Source organism: Bradyrhizobium sp. USDA3516 (assembly GCF_057651995.1).
This window is the reverse complement of sequence record NZ_JBYGYN010000009.1, coordinates 53,463-79,246: the sequence shown is the minus strand read 5'-3', so window position 1 is coordinate 79,246 and position 25,784 is coordinate 53,463. Positions and strand designations below refer to the sequence as shown.

Here is a 25,784-nt window from a genome sequence, read left to right as displayed (position 1 = left end):
CTATGCCGTCTTGTCGACGGACGACGACGAATCCGCCGGCGGGTACTTCGTCACCGGCACCATGAAGGATTTGGTGCCCACCTGGTAGATGATCTTGCCGTTCTGCCCGTCGTCGGTCGCGATCTGCGTCTGCCCGAACATGATGACGTTCTTGTAGACGTAGCCGGTACCCTGGCGCGTGACGCCGTCGGTGGTGACGCTGACCTGCGCTTCCTTGCCGTTGACGGCAAGCACCTTGAAGCTCGCGCTCTTGCCGTTCTCGCTGGAATAGCCGCCCCAGCTTCCCATCAGGCGACTGTCGGACGCCGGCGGAGCCTGCTTCTCGAGATTGGCGGTCTGCTTGCCAGCGCCCCCGAACGAGAACAGCATCACCATGTTCTTGCCGTCCTTGGTGCCGACCGTGATGCCGCCGAATGTGATGAGCGTCCCCTGAACCTCGCCGAAGCCGCGCTCGGTGCGTCCGTTGTGGGTGTACTCGACCTGCGCCCGGGCACCGCGGATGTTGACGACCTTGAAGCCGACGGGCTGGTTGTTGCCCACCCAATTGCCCTTCCAGTCACCGAGCAGTGCGCTCTGGCGATATAGCCGCTCGTTGGCGGGCGAAATCTGGCTGGTGCTCGATGTGACGATGGCCATTGGATTGCTCGGACGGGCCTGACAAACCGCTTTCGCTGGCTTGGGCAGGTCAGGATGCCGGCGGGAACGAACAGTAGCGATGCGATTAGGGCCACGCACCCGTTAACGAGCCGTTAAGCGCGCGCATCGGACGGGCGGGCAAAAGGTCTCAGCCGGAGCCAGCGGGCATGATCCCACCGGAAAGGCCCGTCCCCCTCACCGTCCCCAGCGATCGGACCAGATCTTCTCGCCAATGAGGCAATTGACGCGCGGCTCCTTGTCGGCGACGCGCACCACCGGGCGCTCCGGCGTGCGGCCGGCGACCTCCATCAGCAGCTTGGTGCGGATCGCTTCCTTGAACTTGTCGCGCTCCTTGATCGTGATGACGAAGGACCCCGGCCCCCCGATGACGCAGTCCTCGTAATAGAGATCGAGATTGTCGATATCCATGGTCGAATAGGACGGCTCCTTGACCATGATCGGCAGGCCGTTGATGACGATGCCTTTCTCCAGCGCGGCGTCACGCGCCATCGTGACCGGGCCGCCATTGTTGTTCGGACCGTCGCCGGAAATGTCGATGACACGGCGCAGGCCGCGATAGGGATCCTCGTCGAACAGCGGCATCGCGAAGTTGATCGCGCCTGATATCGAGGTGCGCGAAGCGCGCCGGATCGGCGTCTTCATGATCTCGGCGGCAACGGCGTCCGCCGTCTCCGGACCATCGATCAGCCGCCAGGGAATGATGATCTTCTGGTCGCTGGAGGCGGCCCACTCGAAATAGGTCACCGCGATGCGGCCATTCGGGCCGAGCTTGAGCGCCTGCAGGAACTCCTTCGACTGGATCGCTTGTGCATAGCCCTCGCGCTGGATCGCGAGCTCGTCCATGTCCATGGAGTAGGACACGTCGACCGCGAGGATCAGCTCGACATCGACGGTCTGCGCGTCCTTGTCGGCCGCCAGCCGCTGCGGTTGAGTTCTGGGCGATTCGAATTTGGGTCCTGGTGCCGCGATGCCCGCGACGTCCCCTCCGGCAAGCATGCCGGCCACCAGCACAGCCCCGATCGAGAACAGCAAACGCATCGCAGTCTCCCATCGTATGACGCGATGGTGACATGCAATCGGCTTGCCGCAAAGGCCGAAGATCGCTTGCGCTTCACAATCGAGTTAGGAATTCACACGTTGTGCGAGTCTGCCGCCATGTTCCCGGGTTCGATGCTGCGTATTTCCGGAATGACAGCTGATGGCGGAGACCCGCGCCCGCGCCCACTTGTCCGGCACGATTTCCATGTTAGGTTGGTCGCACAGATGGGGATGGAGTCCCCCGACAACCGCCCGGCGGTCGATGACCTCATGGGCTGATGACTCCTGCTCGAGGAGAGGCAATCTTGGGCCTCTGCCTTTGGCGGGAGCATGGACATACCCGCCGATGGCGGGTTTTTTGTTGCCTGATGACGGACGGCGGGCGAATGCGAGGGACAACGAAGACGTGACGATGACGACACCGAATACCGCACGTACCACGCTGCCCAGGGGGATCTGGGTGCTCGGCTTCGTCTCGATGCTGATGGACATCTCCTCCGAGATGATCCACGCGCTGCTGCCGATCTATCTCGTCACCGTGCTCGGCGCCTCCACGCTCACCGTCGGCTTCATCGAGGGCATTGCCGAGGCAACCGCCTCGATCACCAAGATCTTCTCCGGTGCGCTGTCGGACTGGCTTGGCCGCCGCAAGCTGCTCGCCGCGCTCGGCTATGGGCTGGCCGCCTTCACCAAGCCGCTGTTCCCGCTCGCGCCCAGCGTCGGATGGCTGGTGGCCGCGCGCTTCATCGATCGCGTCGGCAAGGGCATTCGCGGCGCGCCGCGCGATGCGCTGATCGCCGATATCGCCCCCGTCGGCCTGCGCGGCGCGAGCTTCGGCCTGCGGCAATCTCTCGACACCATCGGCGCGTTCCTCGGGCCGCTCGTCGCGATCGGCCTGATGTGGTGGACGGCCGACAATTTTGCCCTCGTGTTCTGGGTGGCGGTGCTGCCGGCATTCCTGTCCTTTGGCTTGATCGCCTTCGCGGTGAAGGAGCCGGAGCCCGATCCAAGCCGGACACGTGCAAAAAACCCGCTCAATCTCGCCGCCATGCGGCAGCTCGGAGCGGTCTATTGGCGTGTCGTGGCGATCGGAATCGTCTTCACGCTCGCGCGCTTCAGCGAGGCTTTCCTGATCCTGCGCGCGCAGAACATCGGACTCGATGTGATGTGGGTGCCGGCGGTGCTGGTGCTGATGAATGTCGCCTACGCGCTCTCCGCCTATCCGGCCGGCGTGCTGTCGGACCGGCTCAACCGGACCGGCCTGCTCGCGCTCGGCCTCGTCTTCCTCGCCGCGGCCGACCTCGCGCTGGCGCTGCTGCCGAGCCTTGCGGGCCTCGCGCTCGGAGTCGTGCTGTGGGGACTCCATATGGGACTGACGCAGGGCCTGCTCTCGGCCATGGTCGCCGACGCGGCGCCACCAAGCCTGCGCGGCACCGCATTCGGCTATTTCAACCTGTTCACGGGCCTTGCCTTGCTGGCCGCGAGCGTGATCGCTGGTGCGCTGTGGGACGCCTGTGGACCGACGGGAACGTTTCTTGCCGGGCTTGGATTCGCGCTGGTTTCATTGCTGGGGCTGCTCGCCGTCGGCAAGGGCCTGGCCACGGAGGGCAAGTGAAGCAAACGGCGAAGTGGGGAGCGAAACATTGAACATTCAATACATTCTCGCCGTCGCCGGCGGCGGAGCGCTCGGCGCGGTCATACGCTATCTCGTTGCGATCGGGTCGGGCCGCGCATTCGGCACGGATTTTCCGTGGGGCACGCTGATCATCAACGTCACCGGATCGTTCCTGATCGGCATCTTCACTGCGCTGTTCGCGACCAGATGGAACCTGCCGCAGGCCGCGCGGATCTTTCTGACGGTCGGAATTTGTGGCGGGTACACGACGTTCTCGACGTTCTCGCTGGATGCCTGGTATCTGATCGAGCGCGGCCAGACCTGGGCATCCGCCGCCTACATGCTTGCGTCGGTCGTGCTGTCGGTGGGCGCTCTGATCGCCGCACTGCAGCTCGTTCGCGCGCTTCCGTAACCCGAGCAGGCGCAAGTCGTGCATTCCTGCCCAGCCGCGACGGCATGGTGGCGAGCGGCCGCGTATCTTGGAGCGCTGCCCGCTCCTGCGGTATGATGCGCTCGCTGGTGGCTCATTCGGGGCCAGGGCGTTTCGGGACACGATGAACGACACCGTCACCAAACCGAAAACCAGGACCAGGACCAAGGTCGAGCGGCCGAAGCTCCACAAGGTCATCCTGATCAACGACGACTACACGCCGCGTGAATTCGTCACCATGGTGCTGAAGGCCGAATTCCGCATGACCGAGGATCAGGCCTACAAGGTGATGATCACCGCGCACAAGCTGGGCGCCTGCGTGGTGGCCGTCTTCACCAAGGACGTCGCCGAAACCAAGGCGACGCGTGCCACCGACGCCGGCCGCGCCAAGGGCTATCCGCTGCTGTTCACGACGGAGCCGGAGGAATAGGCTTCATCCTGCGACGATGAATGACCTTCCGCTCAGTGCACATCACGCCATCACCACCGGCGTCTCCTCCGCCAGCCCGTACACACGCTGCGCCTTGGAGAATCCCGCGATCGGAAACTCGCCGAGCTGGTGCCAATCATGGCGGCAGACATTGGCAAAACCTTCCGAGGCGACGACGGTCCGCCCCAGGCGCCCGGTGATCTTCTCCAGCCTTGCGGCGAGATTGACCGCCGGGCCGATGCAAGTGAAGTCGAGACGGTTGCCGCCGCCGATATTGCCGTAAAGGATGTTGCCGACATGCAGCGCGACGCCGAAGCGGAAGCGCTCGACGGCCTCGCCGGCCGGAAAGGCAAGCGCCTCGACGCTGGCGCGGCATTCGCGCGCCGCCTCCAGCACCCGCGCGCAGACATGAGCGGCATCGCCGACATATTCGTCGATCGGAAACACGGCGAGCAGGCCATCGCCCATGAACTTCAGCACCTCGCCGCCATGGCCGCAGATCGCGGCCACCTGGCAGTCGAAATATTGGTTGAGGATCTCGACCACCGTCTCGGCCGGCAGCCGGTCCGACAGCGCGGTGAAGCCGCGCAGGTCCGACAGCCAGATCGCGGCCTGCATGGTGTCGTGATGACCGCGGCGGATCTGGCCGCCGAGGATGCGCGCGCCGGCGCGGTTGCCGACATAGGTGTCGAGCAGCATCTCGGCGGTGCGGCGCAGACTGATGATCTCGCTGATACGGGCCAGCGGTGCGATGATTGTTCGGATCGCCGCGATGTCGTCGTCGCTGAACCCGCCGGACTGCTGCGTGATCCAGCTCGTCGCGTGAATGGAGCCGTCGAGAAATGGCACCGGCACCGCGAAATAGTCGGTGGCGCCTTTGGTCTGCATTTCTTCGAGGAACGGAAATCGCTTGCTGTCGGGATCGCTTGCGCGGCCCCGGACCTCGATGCCCTGCTCGAACACGACGCGAAGCGGGCTGCGGGCGAATTGGGGCGTGTCCAGGACCTCGAAATCGACGCTGCCGACTTCGACCCCCTGGCCCTGCCGCCAGATGAAGTTGCGGCCGAAGACTTCGGGATGCAGCGTGCGGATGAAGATGCCGAACTGCCACAGCGGCAGGCCCGCCGCGACCAGACGTTCGCAGAAATCGGCAATCCCTACGGCCGGCTCCTGAGCCGCCCAAGTGCCGTCGATCAGCCAGTTGCAGATGCGCTGAAGCTCGGAGCTGTTCATGGCCGCATTTGCGGACGAAGTTGTGGAGCCGTCAAGCTGCGCGGTGGACTAGTACCGCGAGTTCAGCGTCCCACCTGCCCGCGATCACGCAGGAAGTGATCGGCCAGCACGCAGGCCATCATGGCCTCGCCGACAGGGACGGCGCGGATGCCGACGCAGGGATCGTGGCGGCCCTTGGTGAAGATCTCGGTCTCGGTGCCTTGCCGATCGACGGTGAGACGCGGCTGCAGGATCGACGAGGTCGGCTTCACCGCGAAACGCACCACCACCGGCTGTCCGGTGGAGATGCCGCCCAGCACGCCGCCGGCGTGGTTGGACAGGAAGCGCGTGCCGTCATTGCCGGAGCGCATCTCGTCGGCGTTCTCCTCACCCGTCAGTTCTGCCGCGCCGAAACCGGCGCCGATCTCGACGCCCTTCACCGCATTGATGGTCATCATCGCGCCCGCCAGATCGGAATCGAGCTTGGCGTAGATCGGCGCGCCGAGACCTGCCGGCACGCCCTCGGCGACGATCTCGATCACCGCACCGATCGAGGAGCCGCTCTTGCGGATGCCGTCGAGATAGGTCTCGAAGAACGTGGCCTTGTCCTTGTCGGGACAGAAGAACGGATTCCTGCCGACCTCGTCCCAGTCCCACTTGTCGCGATCGATCTTGTGCGGACCGATCTGCACCAGGGCGCCCCGCACCTTGACGTCGGGCAGCACTTTCCGCGCGATGGCGCCGGCGGCAACGCGCATCGCGGTCTCGCGCGCCGAGGAGCGCCCGCCGCCGCGATAGTCGCGCAGGCCGTACTTCGCCTCATAGGTGAAGTCGGCGTGACCGGGGCGAAACTTGTCCTTGATCTCGGAATAATCCTTCGAGCGCTGGTCGGTGTTCTCGATCAGAAGGCCGATCGGCGTGCCCGTCGTCACCTGAACGCCGGTCTCGGGATGGGCCATCACGCCGGAGAGGATCTTCACCTGGTCCGGCTCCTGGCGCTGGGTGGTGAATCGCGACTGGCCGGGACGGCGTCGGTCGAGATCGCGCTGGATGTCGGCCTCGGTGAGCGGGATCATCGGCGGGCAGCCGTCGACCACGCAGCCGATCGCCACCCCATGGCTCTCGCCGAAGGTGGTGACGCGGAACATGTGGCCGAAGGTGTTGAAGGACATTCGTCTCTGGCTCGTTAATCAGTGCTGACTTGTGGTAGCGCCCGAGCACAGCGCGTTCAACCCCGTTCCGGTCATTCCGGGGCGATGCGCAGCATCGAACCGGCAGTCTCGAGATTCCGGGTTCGCCCTTCGGGCGCCCCGGAATGACTAGAACTCAAGCCTAGCTGAACTTCTCCAGCCGCCCGTCGCCGAACACGTAGACGGCGCCCTGCTCGATATAGAGCTCGGCGGCGCTGGCGGGGGTCTGCAGCCCCAGGGATACCATCAGAGCCCGGCAGGTCCCGCCATGGGCCACCGCGACGGTGTCGGTCCGGAGTTGGTCGTACCAGGCGCGCACGCGGATCTGCACGTCGGCGTAGGTCTCCCCGCCCGCAGGCCCCACGGTCCATTTGTCGGCGAGGCGCCTTGCATAGATGTCCGGATCCTTCGCCTCGCTCTCGGCCAGCGTCAGCCCCTCCCAGGTGCCGTAGCCGATCTCGCGCAGACGATCGTCGAGCGCATAATCGGCAGGCGGCAATTCGAGCTTGCCGCGCGCGAGCTCCATGGTCTGGCGCGCACGGCCGAGCGGGCTCGACACGTAGGCCAGCGCGGCCTTGTCGCGCCCGTCGCGCTTGAACAGTTCGGCGAGAATGGCGCCGGCCTGCACGGCCTGGCTGCAGCCGCGCGCGTTCAGCGGAATGTCCCTGGTGCCCTGAAGCCTGCCGAGCGCATTCCACTCGGTCTCGCCGTGGCGAAGATAGTAGATCGTCGGCCTGGGCATTTCAGCTCAAGGCTAGTCCTCTTGTTTGAGCATGATCTTGTCGGAAAACCGGTTCCCACTTTTCCGGATCATGCTCTACCCGCCAAGCGAGATATCAGGCGCATCCGGCCGCTTCATGCCGAGCACGTGATAGCCGGAATCGACGTGGTGCACCTCGCCGGTGACGCCGCGCGAGAGGTCGGAGAGGAAATACAGCGCGCTGCCGCCGACGTCCTCGGTGGAGACGTTGCGCCGCAACGGCGCGTTGGTCTCGTTCCACTTCAGGATATAGCGGAAGTCGCCGATGCCGGACGCCGCCAGCGTCTTGATGGGACCTGCCGAGATCGCGTTGACGCGGATGTTCTTCTCGCCGAGATCGGCAGCGAGATAGCGCACGCTGGCTTCCAGCGCCGCCTTGGCCACGCCCATGACGTTGTAGTGCGGCATCCACTTCTCGGCGCCGTAATAGGAGAGCGTGATCAGCGAGCCGCCATCCGTCATCAGCTTCTCGGCGCGCTGCGCCACCGCCGTGAACGAATAGCAGGAGATCAGCATCGACTTCGAAAAATTCTCCTGCGTGGTGTCGACGTAGCGGCCATCGAGCTGCTCGCCATAGGCGATCGCATGCACCAGGAAGTCGATCTTGCCCCATTTCTCCTTCAGCACGGCGAAGGCGGCATCGATGGTCGCGGCATCGGTGACGTCGCAATGGCCGAGCACGAGGCCGTCGATCTCGGCGGCGAGCGGCTCGACGCGCTTCTTCAGCGCATCGCCCTGATAGGTGAAGGCGAGCTCGGCGCCGGCGGCGTGGCATGCCTTGGCGATGCCCCAGGCGATCGAGCGGTTGTTGGCGACGCCGAGGATAACCCCGCGCTTTCCTTGCATCAGACCCGAATTCTGCGCCATTTTTGAAACGTCCCGTCGAACTCTCGTTGAGGTCTGGAGGTACACCAGCCCTCCCCCGCGGTACAGCCCAAATCCGCAGCGTTAACGCTGTTTCGAGTGCCGGAATAGCCGTTCCGATCGGGTGTTATGATTGCTATAGGCGCGCCGAACGCCAGGGACGTCAGGACTGCAATGAGTGCGTTTCGCCAGAGTGTGGAGGCCATGATCCCGGCGTTGCGCCGCTACGCCCGCGCGCTCACACGCGATGCGGATGTGGCCGACGACCTGGTCCAGGACACGCTCGTACGCGCGCTACGTTCGGAGCGGCTGTTTCTCGGAGGCGACGTCAGGAGCTGGCTCTATACGATCCTGACCAACCTCAACAAGAACCGGCGGCGCTCGCTGGCGAGGCGGCCGCAATTCATGCCGCTGACGGATAACAACCCGGATGCCAGCGGGACCGAGGCCGAAGGACGCGACATCGAGAAGGCGCTGGCCACCCTCGTCGAGGAGCAGCGTTCGGTGCTGCTGCTGGTGATGCTGGAAGGGATGAGCTACCGCGAGGTTGCCGACATCCAGGGCGTGCCGATCGGCACCGTGATGTCGCGCCTGGCGCGTGCAAGAGCCCACGTCAAAGCCTCGCTGGAGGGCGAGCGTACGGCGCTCAGGCGGGTGAAATGATGGCCGGGTCGATGCATCGAACGACGTCCGCCCGCAGCCGGACAGTGAGCTGCGCGAAGCCAACTCGCAGAAGACATTTTGGGCCGCAGAGCCAGAGACGACCGACATGAACGACCGCAAGATCCCAGTGACCGAGGACGAACTGCACGCCTATGTCGACGGCGAGCTGCCGGCCGAGCGGCGCGCCGACGTCGAGGCGTTTCTTGCCGCCCACCCCGAGGACGCCGAGCGGGTGCAATCCTGGCGGACCATGGCCGAGATGCTGCACGCCCGCTACGATGTGGTCGCCCATGAGCCGGTGCCCGCGCGGCTCGAGCTCGAGCGGCTGGAGCGCCGCCCGCGGCAATGGCTCTATGGCGCCGCGGCGGCCGTGCTGGTTGCCTTCGTCGCCGGCGGCACCGCCGGCTGGGTGGCGCATGGCGCCGCCAACGCGCCCTCGACGTTCCGGAGCTTTACGGCGGACGCGCTCGACGCCCACCGCCTCTATGTCGTCGAGGTCCGCCACCCCGTGGAGGTCGGCGGCAACGAGCGCGATCACTTGCAGGCCTGGCTGACCCGGCGCTGCGGCTGGACCGTGTTCGCGCCGAACCTGGAGGCGAGCGGGCTGAAGCTGGTCGGCGGCCGGCTTCTGCCGGGACCGAACGGTCCGGCGTCGTTCCTGATGTACGAGAGCGCCTCGGGCGAGCGGTACACGATCTACAGCGCCAAGGCCGAGAATGGTGCGACGCAAATGCGCTACGCCAAGACCGACAAGGACGGCGCGTTGTTCTGGGCCGAGCGCGGCGTCGGCTACGTCGTCAGCGGCAGCGGCGATCGCGAGCGGCTGACCAAGGTGGCGCAGGCCGTCTACGACCAAGCAGAGAAGAATGGCACCTAGACAACCGCACAAGCGCGGTGCCAAGATTCCGTCATCGAAAATTTGGAATCAGGACATCGACGCGTCTCATTATCGCACCGGGTGTTCACGCGATTATGAGTGGCGTTCGATCCGCCGATCGACGCGGGCGGCCTCGATTGGGGTTTTTGGTACCGCGCTGGTCCCCCTCTCGAGGCCGCACCTTTTCATCGGCTGCCCCGCCGGACAGCCGATACGTCGAAACCATGAAGCGCTACCACGCCTCAGACGTATGATGGGCATCATCTCCACGACGATGCCGTCGTCCTTTAGGAGAACCCCTTCAGTTCGATCGCCTAACCAAGCCCGCTACGCGGATTGTAGGGGTGTTGGTCCCGCCACTTCTCCATCAATGCTTCAAGCTCGGCGTCGTTCCCGTCCGGTAACATAATCCTGACGGTGACGAAGAGATCCCCGGTCCCGCCGGCTTTCGGCAGGCCCTTACCCTTGAGGCGGAAGGTCCGGCCGCTGGAGGTGTTTTTGGGGACCGAGAGTTCGACGGCATTGCCGAGGGTGGGCACGCGGACCTTGCCGCCGAGCACCGCCTCGTAGAGCGTGACAGGCAGGTCGATCCTGAGGTCGGCCCCCTCGACCTTGAAGAATGGGTGCGGCGCGATGTTGATGGTGATCAGAAGATCGCCGGGCGGATGGCCCTGCGCACTTTCTCCCTGCCCCCGCAGCCTGATCTGCTGGCCCTCGGTCACCCCGGCCGGAATCTTGACGTTGAGCTCCTTGCCCGTCGGCAACCGAACCCGCTTCTCGCCGCCTTTGACCGCCTCTTCCAGCGAGACGCTCATGGCGACGTTGACGTCGAGATCGAGCCCGATGCCGCCAGTGTCGAACTCGAACTGGGCACCGCCGCCGGCTCCGGGCCGCGCGCCGCGCATCCCGCCGCCGAACATGCTGTTGAGGATGTCCTCGAACGCGCCGCCGCCCGGACCGCCCGCACCGCCGCTTCGGAACGTATAGCTCTCGAATCCGCCAGGGCCGGCGCGGCCGCGCGGGCCGCCGCCGCCCGGAAAGCCCTGGAAGCGCGGCTTGCCGTCGGCGTCGATCTCGCCGCGGTCGAACTGCTTGCGCTTGTCCTCGTCGCCGAGGATCTCGTTGGCCGAGTTGATCTCGGCGAAGCGTTCGGCCGCCTTCGGATCACCCGTGTTGCTGTCCGGATGGTGCTTCTTGGCCAGCTTGCGATAGGCGCTCTTGATCGCGGCAGCGCTGGCGCTCCGCGGCACCCCCAAGACCTCATAGGGGTCGCGCATTCGTCACGTCTCCTTCAAGAAATCGAATTGTTCAGAGGGCTCCCCGCCCCACCTGCCGGTGATGTGGGGAGAGAGTGGCATTTTTGCAACTAGGAACGCGAGCTGAAGTTCTATCTTTGGAGCATGGTCTTATCGGAGAACCGGTTCCCACTTTTCGCGAACGCGGCCCTTCGGGTCCCGATCATGCTCAGCTCCGCCACGGCTTTAGCGTATGAATCTCCCAACGGCCACGGCCGCTTTGGCAGCCGGCGCCCTGGAGCCAGCTTTCGGTATTGCCGTTGACATAGCTCGCCAGGAAATCGCGGCATTTGCGCCCGTCCTCGGCGGCGTAGGACTGGGCAATGGGCGTCACCGAGCCACGCGCCCCGGTCTCCGGATTCTCCCAATGCTGGCTGGCATCCTTGTCGCCCTTGCTGAGGACGTCGGAGGCGGCGTTGCGGGTGAAGGCGAGATCGGTCTCGGTCGGGGGAGCGTCCTTCGGCCGCGCAATCGAACCGGTGAGGTCGCTGTCGTCGGCCTTGGCATAGGCGCTGCTGTCGTTGCGGGAGAAGCTGCAGCCGCCGGCGCCAAGCCCGATCAGAATCATCGTCATGACGAAGCCGGACGGCCGGATCGCCGATAGGCCAACGCGTCCCCATGCCCTATATAGGGCGGTAGCGGACAACAACGCGTTTTGGGCCGCGGGACGCAACTCGGACTCCGGACATGACCGACACGACCTCGATGAAACACCAGACACCCTTAACATCCGGTGATTTCACCGCCGCCGACGAGCCATTTGCGTTGTTCGAGGCCTGGCTGAACGAAGCGGTCAAGAGCGAGCCGAACGATCCGAACGCCATGGCGCTCGCAACCGTCGATCCCGACGGGATGCCCGATGTGCGCATGGTGCTGATGAAGGGCTTCGATACCGAGGGTTTCGTCTTCTACAGCCACATCGCCAGCCAGAAGGGCCGCGAACTCGCCGCAAATCCTAAGGCAGCGTTACTTTTTCACTGGAAGTCGCTGCGCCGTCAGGTCCGCATCCGCGGCAACGTGACGCCGGTGAGCGACGCTGAAGCCGATGCGTATTTCGCGACGCGACCGAAGCAGGCCCAGATCGGCGCCTGGGCGAGCAAGCAATCGCAAGAGCTGGAGAGCCGGTTCGCGTTCGAGCAGGCCATCGCCAAGGTCGCGGCCAAATACGTCATCGGCGAAGTGCCGCGGCCGCCGGGCTGGAGCGGCTGGCGCATCACGCCGGTGCGGATCGAGTTCTGGCACGACCGCCCGTTCCGCCTGCACGACCGCATCGAATTTCGCCGTGACGCCGCCGGCCAGAAGTGGTCCAAGACGCGGATGTATCCATAAGCTTTGGGCCGACCTGAAAGATGTCCATGCCGCATTCGTCCAATGCGCCGCGCCGTACGCTGCTCCTGACCGGTGCCAGCCGCGGCATCGGCCACGCCACGGTGATCCGCTTCTCCTCGGCGGGCTGGCGCGTCATCACCTGCTCGCGGCATCCTTTCCCCGAGGACTGCCCCTGGGACGCCGGGCCGGAGGACCACATCCAGGTCGACCTCGGCAACCCCGAGGACACCGCGCGCGCGATCTCGGAGATCCGCAGCCGGCTCGAGGACGGCACGCTGCATGCGCTGGTCAACAACGCGGCAATCTCGCCGAAGGGCCCGGGCGGCTCGCGGCTGGGCTCGGTCGACACCGACCTCGACACCTGGACGCACGTCTTCCATGTCAACTTCTTCGCGCCGATCATGATGGCGCGCGGGCTGATCGAGGAATTGAAGGCCGCCAAGGGGTCGGTCGTGAACGTCACCTCGATCGCGGGCTCGCGCGTGCACCCCTTCGCAGGTGCGGCCTATGCCACCTCGAAGGCGGCCCTTGCTTCGCTGACGCGCGAGATGGCCTCCGACTTCGGCCGCATCGGCGTGCGCGTCAACGCGATCGCCCCGGGCGAGATCGACACCTCGATCCTGTCGCCGGGGACCGAGAAGATCGTCGAGCAGCAGATCCCCATGCACCGCCTCGGCACGCCCGACGAAGTGGCCAAGATCATCTACGTGCTGTGCACGGACACCTCGTCCTACGTCAACGGCGCCGAGATCCACATCAACGGCGGCCAGCACGTGTAGGCGGGCACTGTCATTGCGAGCGAAAGCGAAGCAATCCAGACTGCCTCCGCAGAGACCGTCTGGATTGCTTCGTCGCTTCGCTCCTCGCAATGACGGAAGTGGAAATGGCCGCTCAGGGAAGCAAGGCGATCCAGACAACGCCGCCGCAAGACCTGGATCGCCCTTAACTTCCGTTCCTCAATCGAGTCGAATCCGACGTGACCGCTCGCGCGGCCGCGGAGCGGCCGTGCTGAATGCAGTCGAGCAGTCGTCGTCGTTCTCACCATCGAGCAGCGGAGCACCACAGTGCCGGCACATGCGCGCCGACATCGCCGGCGCCTTGCCGCTCGTCATCGCCTGACGATAGTTCGCCAGATCGATGACGTTGCGGGGCGACGTTATGTGTTTCTCAACCATGGCTGTTCCTCGCGGCTACGTCCTGCTTATCGCAGACAAGTTTCGCGCAAACGTTCAGCCCACCGCTCAAATTTTACCGGAGGAATTGCGGCGTGATTCGCACATCACCGCGGCGCCGCAATCTCGATCGATTCTGCGACACCATTCATCGTGTCTGTGCGAGCGGCGTAAGGTCTCGGTAGCCATCTTTGCTCGCGCACGGTTCCTACAGCCACTTCTTCCACTTGAAGATCCAGTACGGGACGATGGCGGCGATCAGCATCATGACGATCGCCATCGGATAGCCGTGCACCCATTCGAGTTCCGGCATCACCTTGAAGTTCATGCCGTAGACCGAGGCGATCAGCGTCGGCGGCATCAGGACGACGGCCATGACCGAGAACAGCTTGATGATGTTGTTCTGCTCGAGATTGACGACGCCGAGCATGGCGTCGAGCACGAAGGTGATCTTGTTGGAGAGATAGGAGGCGTGGTCCGTCAGCGAGGCGACGTCGCGCTGCATGGTCTTCAGCTGCTCGCGCATGTCCTTCGACCATTTCACGCCCTCGACCACCGCGGACAGGAACGTCACGACGCGACCGATCGATACCAGACTCTCGCGAACCTTCGAGGTCAGATCGCCCTTGCGGCCGATCGAGATCAGGATCTGGGAATATCTCTTTGCCTGCCCGTGGCGCTCGCTCTCGGGTTCGAAGATGTCGTGCGAGACCTGATCGATCTCGGCGCCACAACGCTCCAGAATGTCGGCGCAGCGGTCGATCACCGCGTCCAGCAGCTCCATCAGCACCATCTCCCCCGTGATGGAAGGCGTGCAGGATCGCGCGAGCTTGGCCTCAACCAGGGCGAACGGCTTCGGCAGGTCGTATCGCACCGTCACCAGGCGGTGGTCGGCCAGGATGAAGGTCACCGCCGTGGTCCGGGGCATGTCGGTATCGGAGTGGCACATCAGCGTCGCGGTCATGTAGCGCGCGCCATTCTCCATATAGAGGCGGCTGGAGATCTCGATCTCCTGCATGTCTTCCCGGGTCGGGATGGCGATGCCCGCCAGCCGCTCCACGGCCTTGTCCTCGACAGCCGTGGGGTTGACGAGGTCGATCCAGACTGCGTTCTCCGGCAGCGCTGTGAGATCCTCGACCACCGCCTTCTTGAGGGAGGTCTCGGAGGGAACGAACACCGAATACATCAAAAGCTCCAGAGATCCTGCGACAGAACGACAGCCCTTAGCGCGATTCTGACAGGTTCACGATGACAACAACATTAACGGAGCGTTTGCATCTGCGGCGGCCCCAAGGCTCAACTGTGGCGCCGGAGGCACAGCTTGGCGCCTCTTACCAGAAAAACCCGCAGGACACCCCAAAATTTGCGGCAGAAAAGCCACAGCTGCGGGCTTACAGCCCCGGAAAATGGCTTCAGCGCTGGAATTGTGGCAGATTTCGACGATAATGGCCTTAACGGAGTCGAGGAACTTGAGCGCTACGCTCAGGCCCTTCCGCACGGTATTGTTTTGATTGGAACCAAACCATGTCGTCGCTGAAAATTATGTTTGGGATTTTGGCCGCTGGCCTGATGCTGTCGGGCTGCATGCAGGCCACCACGCGTTACGAGGCGACGGACACCAAGGCGTTCAAGCCAAAGGACAAGGAACTCCTTGCCAAGGTGAAATACGAGAATACCGCGGTCGCAGAACCGTTCCGCCGCGCCATTGTCGACTTCCACCGCAAGGAAGCGCCGGGCTCGATCGTGGTCGATTCCGACAACCATTACCTCTATTACGTGCTGGAGGGCGGCAAAGCGATCCGCTACGGCATCACCGTCGGCGAAGAGGCCATGGCCTGGTCGGGCATCGCCAAGGTGGCCAGCAAGACCGAGTGGCCGGCCTGGCACCCCACCCCCGGCGAAATCTCGCGCCTGGGCGTGCCGACCTATGTCGCACCCGGACCGGACAATCCGATGGGCTCCCGCGCGCTATACCTCCATTCTGGAGGCAAGGACACGCTGTTCCGCATCCACGGCACCAACCAGCCGGAATATATCGGCGCCTCGATCTCGTCAGGCTGTATCCGCCTGACCAACGAGGACGCGATCGATCTCTATGATCGCGTCAAGCTCGGCACCCTCGTCGTGGTGCTCGAGCCCAAGCACGGCGATTCGCCCTACAAGCCGCGCCTCGCGCTCCAGGGCGGTTCCAACTCATCCTACTAAACAGGCCTTGCTACTAAGCAGGTCTTGCCCGAGGCTTTTCAAAGGCGCCGGTTTCACCGGCGCTTTTTTGTTGCCGGCTGGTGCGATCGGGCTTTGTTGCCATCCGCCGCCGGCTTGCCCGCAGGCGCAGGGGGCGTCTCCGCCCCACCGTCGTCGGCGCGCTCCTTTGCCTCGGGCTTGGCCGCGACCTCGCGCGGCGGTGCCTCCTCGGGACGTTCCGCCGGCAGCAGCGGAGCGACCTGAGGCAGCGGATCCCACACGTTCCACTGGCAAATCCGGTAGTCGTTGCGCCGCTGCGCGAGATCGAGATGGATGTGGTCCTCGTGGTACCAGTCCGAACCCGGGCCGAGCACGGTGGAGAAGCGAGTGCAGACCGAGTGCAGCACGCGCTCGCGCACCTCGCGCGAGGTGGTGCGGTCGGTTAGGCCGATCGACTGCCCGTTGGCGAGCTTGAGGGCGCGGATGTCGATGGCATTGGCCTTGCCGTGCTCGGACAGCATCGCGCCGGCGACGCGGTTGCGGCCACGGCACTCGAAGCTGTCGAAATTGTCGAGCTCGCTGACGGCGGAGCCGAGGCTGGTCGCCAGCGGCGCCATGTCCTTGCGCACCCAATCGGCGAGCGCGGACGCCATGGTGCAGCGAAGGACCGCCGCCGGCTTGACGGTCACCTTGCGCTTGTCCTGCAGCACGATGGCCTCCAGCCGCACCAGATCCTCGCCGCCGCAGGCACCGGGACCGCGGATATCCGGAACGGACGGCGCGATCGCGATCTCCTCGGTCAGCGCCAGCCGGCAGGCCGAGGCCTGCTTCTCGGGCGGCGGCGCCGCCTCGGCAGGCTTGTCCGCGCTCGGCTTGTCAGGAGCCGGCTTGCCGTCGGCCTGTGGCGGGGCCTCCTCCGATGCCTTGGGGGCCTCTTCCGGGCGCGGCTTTGGCAGTGGAATCCTGGCGGCCCGAACCACTGCACGCGGCTTTGGCGAGCCAAGGCTGAAGATATCGAGCGGCGCAGGGTATTTCCGCGCCTCTGCCGTTTCCGCAGGCACGAGCACCAGCCCGAGCGCAGCGGTAACCATTGCCGCGCCGGCGGACCTATAGCCACGACAAGACCATTTGCGGCGAAACTCCGGCAGGCTAAAAGTCATGTCAATTCTTTGGCCCAACGCTGAGAGCGATAACGCGCCCAGCGACTTCTCGGAGGAACGTCGGAATGCTTGGTTTGATGCAAGATTGGCCCCTGCTCTGCCACCGGATCATCGAACACGCCGCCAGGATTCATGGCAAGCAGGAGGTGGTCACACGCTCGGTCGAGGGACCGATCCATCGCACCACTTACGCCGAGATCCACAAGCGCGCGCTGAAGGTCTCGCAGATGCTGGAGCGCGACGGCATCAAGCTCGGCGATCGTGTCGCGACGATCGCCTGGAACACCTGGCGCCATCTCGAGGTCTGGTACGGCATCATGGGGATCGGCGCCATCTGCCATACCGTCAATCCCCGCCTTTTCCCCGAACAGATCGCCTGGATCATCAATCATGCGCAGGATCGCATCGTGATGACCGACATCACCTTCGTTCCGATCCTGGAGAAGATCGCGGACAAGCTGCCAAGCGTGGAGCGCTACATCGTGCTCACCGACAAGGCTCACATGCCGGAGACCACGCTGAAGAACGCGGTGGCCTACGAGGACTGGATTGCGCAGGCCGACGGCAAATTCAAATGGAAGGACTTTGACGAGAACACGGCGGCGGCGATGTGCTACACCTCCGGCACGACCGGCGATCCCAAGGGTGTGCTGTATTCGCATCGCTCCAACGTGCTGCACGCGCTGATGGCCAACAACGTCGACGCGCTCGGCACCAGCGCGTCCGAGACAATGCTGCCGGTCGTTCCGCTGTTCCATGCCAACAGCTGGGGCATCGCCTTCTCCGCGCCCTCGCAGGGGACCAAGCTGGTGATGCCAGGCGCCAAGCTCGACGGCGCCTCGGTCTACGAACTGCTCTCGACCGAGAAGGTGACGCACACCGCCGGCGTGCCGACGGTGTGGCTGATGCTGCTCCAGCACATGACGGCGAACAATCTCAAGCTGCCGGATCTGAAGATGGTGATCTGCGGCGGCTCGGCGATGCCGCGCTCGATGATCAAGGCCTTCCTCGACATGGGCTCGAACGTCCGCCACGCCTGGGGCATGACTGAGATGAGCCCGATCGGCAGCGTCGCGGCGCTGAAGCCGCCGTTCCAGAATGCGACCGGCGATGCCAGGCTCGACGTGCTGCAGATGCAGGGTTATGCGCCGTTCGCCGTGCAGATGAAGATCACGGACGATGCCGGCAAGGAGCTGCCCTGGGACGGCAAGACCTTCGGCCGCCTCAAGGTCTCCGGGCCCGCCGTTGCCAAGGCCTATTACCGCGTCGACAGCAACATCCTCGACGAGGACGGCTTCTTCGACACCGGCGACGTCTCAACCATCGATGAGGACGGCTATATGCGGATCACCGACCGCTCCAAGGACGTGATCAAGTCCGGCGGCGAGTGGATCTCCTCGATCGACCTCGAAAACCTCGCGGTCGGCCACCCCGCCGTGGCGGAAGCCGCCGTGATCGGCGTGTTCCACCCCAAATGGGACGAGCGGCCGCTTCTGATCGTGCAGCTCAAGCAGGGCCAGCAGGCCACGCGCGAGGACATCCTGAAGTTCATGGAAGGCAAGATCGCCAAATGGTGGATGCCCGACGACGTCGCTTTCGTTGACGGCATTCCGCACACCGCCACCGGCAAGATCCTGAAGACGGCGCTGCGCGACCAGTTCAGGGATTACCGCTTCCCGAACGCGGCAGCGTAGCGGCACTGCAAGCAAACTCATTCCGGGGCGATGCCAACGGCATCGAACCCGGAATCTCGAGATTCCGGGTCTGGTCCTTCGGACCATCCCGGAATGACGGGCTGTAACGGCAGTATCAGTCCGGTCTCCCTTGAATTTGCCCCTCGGCCGTGGTCTCAACGGCCTATCGTCGCGCCAAATCGGCCGGCATCGCCAACCCCGGCAGAGCGCACCCGATGGCCCGCAGGTTTTCCGCTCCCTACCAGTCGGAGCCCGTGTCCAGCCTCGCGAGCTGGGCGCGCAATCTGGCCGTGTTCGCGGTTCTGGCGGTGGTGGTGTCGATCATCATCGTCCGCTTCGACTTCCTGGAGCCGAAGCCGGCGCTTGCGACGTTCATCGGCGGGCTCGCGATCGCCGGCCTCTCGATCCTGTTCGGGCTCGCCGGCTTTGCCGCAATCTGGCAGAACGGCTCGCGCGGCATGGCGCGCATCCTGCTCGCCTTCCTGATCGACGGGGCGATTCTCGCCTACCCCGCCTATCTGGCCTTTCAATATCGCAAGCTGCCGTCGATCTACGACATCACCACGGATCCGATCGATCCGCCGCGCTTCGAGGCGCTGGCGCGCCTGCGCACCGGCGAGGGCACCAACACTGCGGTCTATGCCGGCCTCTATTCGGCGGAGCAGCAGCGCCACTTCTATCCCGATATCGAGCCTGTCGAGCTCGAGATCTCGGCCGACCGCGCCTATGCGATCGCGCTCCAGCTCGTCCACAAGCGCAAATGGATCGTGATCGACGAGCGCGCACCGCAGCCGCCGCGCCGCATCGGCCGCATCGAGGCGGTGGCGCGCACGCCGATCATGGGTTTCCGCGAGGACGTTTCGATCAGGGTCGTGCCGGATGGCGATGATTCCCGCGTCGATATCCGCTCTGCGTCGCGCAATTTCGACAGCGACCTCGGCAGCAACGCCGCGCGTGTCAAGAGGTTCATCGAGGACCTCAACACCGCCGCCGATGCCGACGCGCTCAAGCCGGTGAAGAAGACCCCGGTGGCACCGCCCAAGGCGCCGGCGAAGACGGTGAAGAAATAGCCTCGCTGTCATTCCGGGGCGTGCGAAGCACGAACTATGGTGCGCAATTGCCACCATAGCTCTCGCTTCGCGAGCCCCGGATGACGGCGGAGAGCTACGCGCCGGCCATCCGATAGGTCCCGCCGATCACGGGATCGCCATCCGTCGCGACCACGCCGCGCGCGACCAGGTCTTCGAGATGCGCCAGCACGGAATAGCCGGCAGCTGTCGTCAGGCGCGGATCGATACCGATATAGATCGCGCGGACCATGGTCGGGATGTCGGTCTCGCCCTTGGCGAGGCGGTGCAGGATCGAGGCCTCGCGCGCCTTGCGGTGCCGGATCAGGAAGCGCACGAAGCGCTGGCCCTCGGGGATCTCGGGGCCATGGCCCGAGAAATAGAGCTCCTCCTCGCGGGCCGCGAGCCGGTCGAGTGAGTCCATGTAGTCGATCATCGAGCCGTCCGGCGGCGCCACGATCGAGGTCGACCAGCCCATCACATGATCGCCGACGAAGTTGAACTTCCGCTCCGGCCAGGCGAATGCCAGATGATTGGCCGTGTGGCCGGGCGTCGCCACGGCCTCGAGCCGCCAGCCATCGCCTTCCACGACGTCGCCGTGCGCGAGATTGACGTCCGGGGCAAAATCGCGGTCGACGCCGGATTCCGGATTGTGCTTCTCGCTCTCGAATCGCGGCCGCGAGGCGCGATGCGGGCCTTCGGCATAGACCGGCGCAGCCGTCGCCTGCTTGATCCGCGCGGTGTTCGGCGAATGGTCGCGATGGGTGTGGGTGACGAAGATGTGCGTCACGGTCTCGCCGCGCACGGCATCGAGCAGCGCCGCCGCATGCGCCGCATCGTCTGGACCGGGATCGATGATCGCGACCTTGCCCTTGCCGACGATGTAGCTGACCGTGCCCGTGAAGGTGAACGGGCTCGGATTGTTGCAGAGCACGCGCCGCACGCCGGGGCGGACCTCCTCGACGATGCCGGGCTTCAGCGGAAAGTTGCGGTTGAACGGGACGTCGTCGTTGTCGGACATGGCTTGTTTATACCTTGCTGACTTCGTCATGCCCGGCCTTGTGCCGGGCATCCACGTTCTTCTCTCCGACTAGAACGTGGATGGCCGGGACAAGCCCGGCCATGACGCAATTCGAGAGTCTTCGCATCCTACAGCCGAAGATCGCGGCGGCTAGAAAAACGCCTGAATGCCCGTGATCGCGCGGCCCAGGATCAGGGCGTGGACGTCGTGGGTGCCCTCGTAGGTGTTGACCGTCTCGAGGTTATGGACGTGGCGCATCACGTGATACTCGATCGAGATGCCGTTCCCGCCGTGCATGTCGCGGGCGGTGCGGGCGATGTCGAGGGCCTTGCCGCAATTGTTGCGCTTCATGATCGAGATCATCTCGGGCGCGAACTTGCCCTCGTCCATCAGACGGCCGACGCGAAGCGAGCCCTGCAGGCCGAGCGCGATCTCGGTCTCCATGTCGGCGAGCTTCTTCTGCACCAGCTGGGTCGCGGCGAGCGGCTTGCCGAACTGCTTGCGGTCGAGCGTGTATTGACGGGCGCGATGCATGCAGTCCTCGGCGGCGCCAAGCGCACCCCACGAGATGCCGTAGCGGGCGCGGTTGAGGCAGCCGAACGGGCCCTTGAGGCCAGAGACGTTGGGCAGCAGGGCGTCCTCGCCGACCACGACGCCGTCCATCACGACCTCGCCGGTGATGGAGGCACGAAGCGAGAGCTTGCCGCCGATCTTCGGCGCGGACAGGCCCTTCATGCCCTTCTCCAACACGAAGCCGCGGATCTGGTTGTCGTGGGCGGCCGACTTGGCCCAGACCACGAAGACGTCGGCGATCGGCGCGTTCGAGATCCACATCTTGCTGCCGGTGAGGCGATAGCCGTCCGACACCTTCTCGGCGCGGGTCTTCATGCCGGCCGGATCGGAACCGGCATCGGGCTCGGTCAGGCCGAAACAGCCGACCCACTCGCCGCTGGCGAGCTTGGGCAGGTACTTCTTGCGCTGGTTCTCATCGCCATAGGCGTAGATCGGGTACATCACCAGCGAGGACTGCACCGAGTTCATCGAGCGATAGCCGGAATCGACCCGCTCGATCTCGCGCGCGACGAGGCCATAGGCGACGTAGCTCGCATTGGCGCAGCCATATTCCTCCGGCAGCGTGATGCCGATCAGGCCGAGCTCGCCCATCTCGTTGAAGATCTCGCGGTCGGTCTTCTCCTCGAGATAGGCCTTGGAGACGCGCGGCAGCAGCTTGTCCTGCGCATAGGCGCGGGCGGTGTCGCGCACCATGCGCTCGTCTTCGGTCAGCTGCTCGTCAAGCAGGAACGGATCGTCCCACTGGAAAGAAGCCGCAGCCGGCTTGTCCTTGGCCTGAGGGCGCACGCTCATGAAACGTCCTTTCGCGTCTGGTTCCGTCGATAATTGCCCGACAAAGTAAGGCGCCGCGGCAACAAGTTCAATTGCATCCTGGTTTCGGTCATTCCGGGGTGACGCGAAGCGTGGCGCTTTCAGAGCCGCCCCGGAATGACGATGTCAGTTTTCGAGCTGCTCGTTGGCGACGATCTCGATGCCGAAGCCCGACAGGCCCTTGTAGTCGTGCACCGACGAGGTGAGATGCCGGATCGAGGTGACGCCGAGGTCGCGCAGGATCTGCGCGCCGACGCCGACCTCGCGCCACTGGCGGTTGCGGTCGGCCTCCGTCGAGGTCTCGTCCGGCAGCGGCGAAACGGGCACGCCGGCTGCGCCGTCGCGCAGGTAGACCAGCACGCCACGGCCGGTCTTCTTGAAATGCTCGAGCACGGCGGCCATGCGCTTGTGGCCGGTGAAGGTGTCCTTGACGATGTTCGGCTTGTGGAAGCGCGTCAGCACGTTCTTGCCGTCGCCGACCCCGTTGTAGACGAAGGCGACGTGAGCGATGGAATCGAACGGCGAGCGGTAGGCGTAGCCCTGCAGGGGGCCGATCGGGCTGTCGGTGACGAACGTCGAGACCCGCTCGATCAGCTTCTCGCGCGCCTGGCGGTAGGCGATCATGTCCGCGATGGTGACGTGCTTGAGCTTGTGCCTGACCGCGAATTGCGCGACCTGCTCGCCCTTCATCACGCTACCGTCGTCGTTCATGAGCTCGCTGATGACGCCGACCGGCGGCAGGCCGGAGAGCTTGCAGAGGTCGACCGCGGCCTCGGTATGGCCGGAGCGAAGCAGCACGCCGCCGTCCTTGGCGATCAGCGGGAAGATGTGGCCGGGCCGGGCGAAGTCGTTGGCGCCGACATTGGGATTGGCGAGCGCGCGGCAGCACGAGGCGCGCTCCTCGGCGGAGATGCCGGTGCCGCCGTCGGGCTTATAGTCGATCGAGACCGTGAACGCGGTGGTGTGCGCGGAATCGTTGTGGGCGACCATCGGATCGAGCCGCAGCCGGCGCGCGTCCTCGGTCGTCACGGGCGCGCAGACGATGCCGGAGGTATGGCGGATGATGAAGGCCATCTTCTCGGCGGTGCACAGCGAGGCGGCGACGATCAGATCGCCCTCGCCCTCGCGGTCCTCGTCGTCGGTGACGACCACGAGCTCACCCCGGGCAAAGGCCTGCAAGACTTCCTGAACGCTATCGGGCATTTCCCAATCTCTATCGGTTATGGCCGGGAGGCTTAGCCGGACTTGGGGCGGGGCGCTAGTCTCCCCAGCGCAACCACATATGCCCGAGGGCGGGCCTGCCGATGGTTTCAGGCTTGCACCGGGCATACCAGCGATATAGGCGCAGATTGCCCGCAAGGAAGGCGGCAAGGAAGGCGTCTCGACGCCGTCAGGGCAACACCTCGCGGCGCTCGCCGAGACGCTGATCAAGTTCGGCGCGCTTGTCCGCGAGCAGGCCGGCCTGGGCGGCTTCGATCACGGTAAACAGTTCATGTGCATCGCTGAGCCGGGTCACGGTGACGTAGCTGGCGCCGGCCTCGTAGAGCGCGCCGACGTCGGCCAACAGGTCGGCCGTGGCGACGATCAGGGCAGTCGGATTGAGCGCGCGGACGTGACGGACCAGCTTCTCGTTGGTGGCGCCCTTCAAGAGCGAATCCGGCACGCTGAGGATGATCATCTCGGACTTGCCGACGCCGGCATGGAGCAGCGTGTCGGCGCTGCTGATGTCGCCATAGATCACGTGCAGACCACGTGAAAGCAGGGTTTGGTACACATTGGGGTTGAAATCGACCACGGTGATCTGCTCCAGCAGCACCGGTGCCTGCCGTTCGATCTCGGCCAACAGCGCGCTCGCCGCACGGAAAAAGCCGAGGATGACGATGCGGCGGGCCTCGCCATGGCCGCCCTCGTGGCCCTCCTCGGCATGGCCGTCGCCGTGGTCAAGATCGCGCAGGCCGATCCGCTTCAACGGGCCGATCGCCCAGCGGGTGATCTCGTCGCTGCGGGTCATCACGAAGGTCGAGAGCACCGCCAGCACCACGAAGGCGAAAGAGGCCGCATTCGCCGTCTCGGCTGCGATGTGGCGGGCGCTGACGCCGGTCTGGATCACCACCAGCGAGAACTCGGAGATCTGCGCAAGGTTGAGCGCCGGCAGCAGGCTGGCGCGCAGGCCCTGCTTCATCAGATAGAGCGGCATGAACGTCGTGACGAGGCGGCTTGCCACCGTGAACGCTGCGATCATCAAGGCAAGGCTGATCACCGAGAGGCCGGGCACGGGAATGGTCATGCCGAGCGCGACGAAGAACAGCGTGATGAAGAAGTCCCGCAGCGTGGTGACCTTGGCGGTCACGTCGAGCGCGTAAGGGAAGGTCGAGAGCGAGACCCCGGCGATCAGCGCACCCATCTCGCGCGACAGCGACAGCCGCTCGGCAGTCTCGGCGACGAGAAAGCACCAGGCGAGCGCGCCGAGCAGGATCAGCTCGGGCCGCCGGGCGATCTGGTGGAACAGGCGCGGCAGCACGTAACGGCTGACCAGCAGCGCGGCGGCGACCAGCACCGCGACGCGGCCGATCGACAGCAGGATGACGCCGACCTGCAGATTGGCGAGACTCGGCTGCACCGCCAGGAACAGGATGGCGAAGATGTCCTGGAGCACCAGCACGCCGAGCGTGATGCGGCCCGGCAGCGTGTCCAGCTCGCGCTTTTCGTAGAGCACCTTGACGATGATGACCGTGCTCGACAGCGCGCAGGCGACGCAGAGATAGACCGCATCGAAATGCCCGCCGCCGAGCGACAGGCCGATTCCGACGAAGAACAGAACCCCGAGCAGACAGCCGCCGAGCAGCTGGCTGCCCGCCGCGAACAGGATCACCCGCCCGGCCCGCACGATCTTCTTCAGGTCGATCTCGAGCCCGATCATGAACAGCATGAAGATCAGGCCGAGCTCGGAGATGACGCTGATCGATTCCTGCGAATGGACCCAGCCGGCGCCGAATGGACCTATGCAGAAGCCGGCGATAAGGTAGGCCAGGATCAGCGGTTGCCGGGAGAAATGGGCGAGCAGGCCCAACATCCAGGCAAACAGGATAGAGAGTGTGATGTCGCGAATGAGCTCGTGCATGCCAAATTGGTCCGTTTTGCCGCACCCTAGAGACGGGTTGCGGTGCGGCAAGCGAGCAATTCGTCACATGCGGAATGGGCTCATCGCAGCCATGCTGCTAGGTCCCCTCGCCTTTGCCGTGCCCGCCGCCGCGCAATCCAAAGTCAATATCGAACAAAACTTTGCCGATTCGCTCACCCCGCTGCCGAAGGAGGACCTCGCCGTCTCCGGCGGTTTCTACGTGCCCGCCTATTCCAGCGTCGCAATGAGCCAGGGCAAGCTGCGTGTCGACTTCTCGGTGACGCTGAGCGTACACAACGCCTCCGAGACCCAGCCCCTGGTCATCAAACGCATCGCCTATTTCGACACCGCAGGCAAGCAGGTTGAGAGCTATCTGAAGACGCCGGTGGCGCTACGGCCGCTCGCCACCGTCTCGATCTTCATTCCGACCGACGACGTGCGCGGCGGGACCGGCGCCAATTTTCTGGTCGACTGGGCCGCCGCGGGCGAGATCGCCGAGCCGGCGGTCGAAGCCTTGATGGTTGGCGGCATCGCCAACGCGCATTACGCTTTCATCAGCCAGGGCCGTCCGACCAGGACGGCCACAAAGAAGTGAGGCCGTCCGACCCGGACGGCTGGCAAG

26 protein-coding genes and 1 riboswitch are annotated in these 25,784 nt (G+C 64.9%); of the genes, 11 read left to right on the top strand and 15 right to left on the bottom strand.

From position 1 onward, the window contains the following. On the bottom strand, positions 1 to 636 hold the full coding sequence (locus tag AC24YW_RS26160) for a hypothetical protein (RefSeq protein ID WP_487485427.1): 636 nt from the start codon (positions 634 to 636) through the stop codon (positions 1 to 3). A gap of 195 nt (positions 637 to 831) precedes the next feature. Beyond that, entirely contained in the window at positions 832 to 1,695 is an 864-nt protein-coding gene (locus tag AC24YW_RS26155) for a DUF1194 domain-containing protein (RefSeq protein WP_487485426.1), read from the bottom strand. Positions 1,696 to 1,913: 218 nt separating this feature from the next. After that, a riboswitch (Fluoride riboswitch) is annotated at positions 1,914 to 1,990 on the top strand. A gap of 117 nt (positions 1,991 to 2,107) precedes the next feature. On the opposite strand from AC24YW_RS26155, the gene AC24YW_RS26150 reads away from it, so the two are divergent. From AC24YW_RS26150 to clpS, 3 genes are all read left to right on the top strand, one after another. Further along, positions 2,108 to 3,310: an MFS transporter gene (locus AC24YW_RS26150; RefSeq protein WP_487485425.1), complete on the top strand. Its 1,203-nt coding sequence runs from the start codon at positions 2,108 to 2,110 to the stop codon at positions 3,308 to 3,310. A gap of 28 nt (positions 3,311 to 3,338) precedes the next feature. After that, positions 3,339 to 3,722: a fluoride efflux transporter CrcB gene (gene crcB, locus AC24YW_RS26145; RefSeq protein WP_487485424.1), complete on the top strand. Its 384-nt coding sequence runs from the start codon at positions 3,339 to 3,341 to the stop codon at positions 3,720 to 3,722. 142 nt (positions 3,723 to 3,864) lie between these two features. Beyond that, complete coding sequence (clpS, locus tag AC24YW_RS26140) at positions 3,865 to 4,170, top strand: ATP-dependent Clp protease adapter ClpS (protein ID WP_036004073.1); 306 nt, start codon at positions 3,865 to 3,867, stop codon at positions 4,168 to 4,170. 42 nt (positions 4,171 to 4,212) lie between these two features. On the opposite strand, the gene AC24YW_RS26135 is transcribed toward clpS, so the two are convergent. From AC24YW_RS26135 to fabI, 4 genes are all read right to left on the bottom strand, one after another. Further along, a complete protein-coding gene (locus tag AC24YW_RS26135) occupies positions 4,213 to 5,403 on the bottom strand; it encodes an adenylate/guanylate cyclase domain-containing protein (protein WP_487485423.1) in 1,191 nt (396 codons plus the stop codon). A 62-nt stretch (positions 5,404 to 5,465) separates the two neighbouring features. Then, a complete protein-coding gene (aroC, locus tag AC24YW_RS26130; protein ID WP_487485422.1) occupies positions 5,466 to 6,554 on the bottom strand; it encodes a chorismate synthase in 1,089 nt (362 codons plus the stop codon). Positions 6,555 to 6,714: 160 nt separating this feature from the next. Further along, positions 6,715 to 7,314 carry a histidine phosphatase family protein gene (locus tag AC24YW_RS26125; protein WP_487485421.1) on the bottom strand — a complete coding sequence of 200 codons (600 nt, stop codon included), beginning with the start codon at positions 7,312 to 7,314 and terminating at the stop codon, positions 6,715 to 6,717. Positions 7,315 to 7,389: 75 nt separating this feature from the next. After that, positions 7,390 to 8,199: an enoyl-ACP reductase FabI gene (gene fabI / locus AC24YW_RS26120; RefSeq protein WP_487485420.1), complete on the bottom strand. Its 810-nt coding sequence runs from the start codon at positions 8,197 to 8,199 to the stop codon at positions 7,390 to 7,392. A gap of 171 nt (positions 8,200 to 8,370) precedes the next feature. Here fabI and AC24YW_RS26115 point away from each other — a divergent pair, with 171 nt between their 5' ends. Together AC24YW_RS26115 and AC24YW_RS26110 are read left to right on the top strand one after the other, a co-directional pair. Further along, positions 8,371 to 8,859, top strand: a complete 489-nt coding sequence (locus tag AC24YW_RS26115; RefSeq protein ID WP_487485419.1) for an RNA polymerase sigma factor — start codon at positions 8,371 to 8,373, stop codon at positions 8,857 to 8,859. 106 nt (positions 8,860 to 8,965) lie between these two features. Beyond that, positions 8,966 to 9,736, top strand: coding sequence for an anti-sigma factor family protein (locus AC24YW_RS26110; protein WP_487485418.1), 771 nt, complete (start codon positions 8,966 to 8,968; stop codon positions 9,734 to 9,736). 314 nt (positions 9,737 to 10,050) lie between these two features. On the opposite strand, the gene AC24YW_RS26105 is transcribed toward AC24YW_RS26110, so the two are convergent. Continuing rightward, positions 10,051 to 11,013 (bottom strand): DnaJ C-terminal domain-containing protein, encoded by a 963-nt coding sequence (locus AC24YW_RS26105; RefSeq protein ID WP_487485417.1) that lies wholly within the window; start codon positions 11,011 to 11,013, stop codon positions 10,051 to 10,053. 187 nt (positions 11,014 to 11,200) lie between these two features. Beyond that, positions 11,201 to 11,605 carry an RT0821/Lpp0805 family surface protein gene (locus tag AC24YW_RS26100; RefSeq protein WP_487485416.1) on the bottom strand — a complete coding sequence of 135 codons (405 nt, stop codon included), beginning with the start codon at positions 11,603 to 11,605 and terminating at the stop codon, positions 11,201 to 11,203. 113 nt (positions 11,606 to 11,718) lie between these two features. On the opposite strand from AC24YW_RS26100, the gene pdxH reads away from it, so the two are divergent. After that, positions 11,719 to 12,360: a pyridoxamine 5'-phosphate oxidase gene (gene pdxH, locus AC24YW_RS26095; RefSeq protein WP_487485415.1), complete on the top strand. Its 642-nt coding sequence runs from the start codon at positions 11,719 to 11,721 to the stop codon at positions 12,358 to 12,360. Positions 12,361 to 12,386: 26 nt separating this feature from the next. Then, entirely contained in the window at positions 12,387 to 13,139 is a 753-nt protein-coding gene (locus AC24YW_RS26090) for an SDR family NAD(P)-dependent oxidoreductase (protein ID WP_487485414.1), read from the top strand. Between the two features lie 177 nt (positions 13,140 to 13,316). Here AC24YW_RS26090 and AC24YW_RS26085 read toward each other — a convergent pair whose 3' ends face one another. Both AC24YW_RS26085 and AC24YW_RS26080 read right to left on the bottom strand, forming a co-directional pair. Further along, complete coding sequence (locus AC24YW_RS26085) at positions 13,317 to 13,535, bottom strand: hypothetical protein (RefSeq protein ID WP_487485413.1); 219 nt, start codon at positions 13,533 to 13,535, stop codon at positions 13,317 to 13,319. 205 nt (positions 13,536 to 13,740) lie between these two features. Next, complete coding sequence (locus AC24YW_RS26080; RefSeq protein ID WP_487485412.1) at positions 13,741 to 14,718, bottom strand: magnesium transporter CorA family protein; 978 nt, start codon at positions 14,716 to 14,718, stop codon at positions 13,741 to 13,743. 338 nt (positions 14,719 to 15,056) lie between these two features. Between AC24YW_RS26080 and AC24YW_RS26075 the strand changes: the two genes are divergently transcribed. Then, the gene (locus AC24YW_RS26075; RefSeq protein WP_487485411.1) at positions 15,057 to 15,737 is read left to right on the top strand and encodes a L,D-transpeptidase; all 681 of its coding nucleotides are present in this window, start codon (positions 15,057 to 15,059) and stop codon (positions 15,735 to 15,737) included. 53 nt (positions 15,738 to 15,790) lie between these two features. Here the strand turns inward: AC24YW_RS26075 and AC24YW_RS26070 are convergent, their stop codons facing one another. Then, complete coding sequence (locus AC24YW_RS26070; RefSeq protein WP_487485410.1) at positions 15,791 to 16,876, bottom strand: extensin family protein; 1,086 nt, start codon at positions 16,874 to 16,876, stop codon at positions 15,791 to 15,793. Positions 16,877 to 16,941: 65 nt separating this feature from the next. On the opposite strand from AC24YW_RS26070, the gene AC24YW_RS26065 reads away from it, so the two are divergent. Both AC24YW_RS26065 and AC24YW_RS26060 read left to right on the top strand, forming a co-directional pair. After that, positions 16,942 to 18,570, top strand: a complete 1,629-nt coding sequence (locus AC24YW_RS26065) for a fatty-acid--CoA ligase (RefSeq protein ID WP_487485409.1) — start codon at positions 16,942 to 16,944, stop codon at positions 18,568 to 18,570. A gap of 215 nt (positions 18,571 to 18,785) precedes the next feature. Continuing rightward, positions 18,786 to 19,640: a DUF1499 domain-containing protein gene (locus tag AC24YW_RS26060; protein ID WP_487485408.1), complete on the top strand. Its 855-nt coding sequence runs from the start codon at positions 18,786 to 18,788 to the stop codon at positions 19,638 to 19,640. 94 nt (positions 19,641 to 19,734) lie between these two features. On the opposite strand, the gene AC24YW_RS26055 is transcribed toward AC24YW_RS26060, so the two are convergent. The 4 genes from AC24YW_RS26055 to AC24YW_RS26040 form a co-directional block, all read right to left on the bottom strand. Further along, positions 19,735 to 20,658 carry an MBL fold metallo-hydrolase gene (locus AC24YW_RS26055; protein WP_487485407.1) on the bottom strand — a complete coding sequence of 308 codons (924 nt, stop codon included), beginning with the start codon at positions 20,656 to 20,658 and terminating at the stop codon, positions 19,735 to 19,737. Between the two features lie 150 nt (positions 20,659 to 20,808). After that, positions 20,809 to 22,023 (bottom strand): acyl-CoA dehydrogenase, encoded by a 1,215-nt coding sequence (locus AC24YW_RS26050; protein ID WP_025034627.1) that lies wholly within the window; start codon positions 22,021 to 22,023, stop codon positions 20,809 to 20,811. A 144-nt stretch (positions 22,024 to 22,167) separates the two neighbouring features. Beyond that, positions 22,168 to 23,244, bottom strand: coding sequence for a 3,4-dihydroxy-2-butanone-4-phosphate synthase (gene ribB / locus AC24YW_RS26045; RefSeq protein ID WP_487485406.1), 1,077 nt, complete (start codon positions 23,242 to 23,244; stop codon positions 22,168 to 22,170). A 187-nt stretch (positions 23,245 to 23,431) separates the two neighbouring features. After that, positions 23,432 to 25,162, bottom strand: a complete 1,731-nt coding sequence (locus AC24YW_RS26040) for a cation:proton antiporter domain-containing protein (protein ID WP_487485405.1) — start codon at positions 25,160 to 25,162, stop codon at positions 23,432 to 23,434. 67 nt (positions 25,163 to 25,229) lie between these two features. Here AC24YW_RS26040 and AC24YW_RS26035 point away from each other — a divergent pair, with 67 nt between their 5' ends. Next, on the top strand, positions 25,230 to 25,757 hold the full coding sequence (locus AC24YW_RS26035; RefSeq protein ID WP_487485404.1) for a DUF3124 domain-containing protein: 528 nt from the start codon (positions 25,230 to 25,232) through the stop codon (positions 25,755 to 25,757). The last annotated feature ends 27 nt before the right edge of the window (positions 25,758 to 25,784 follow it).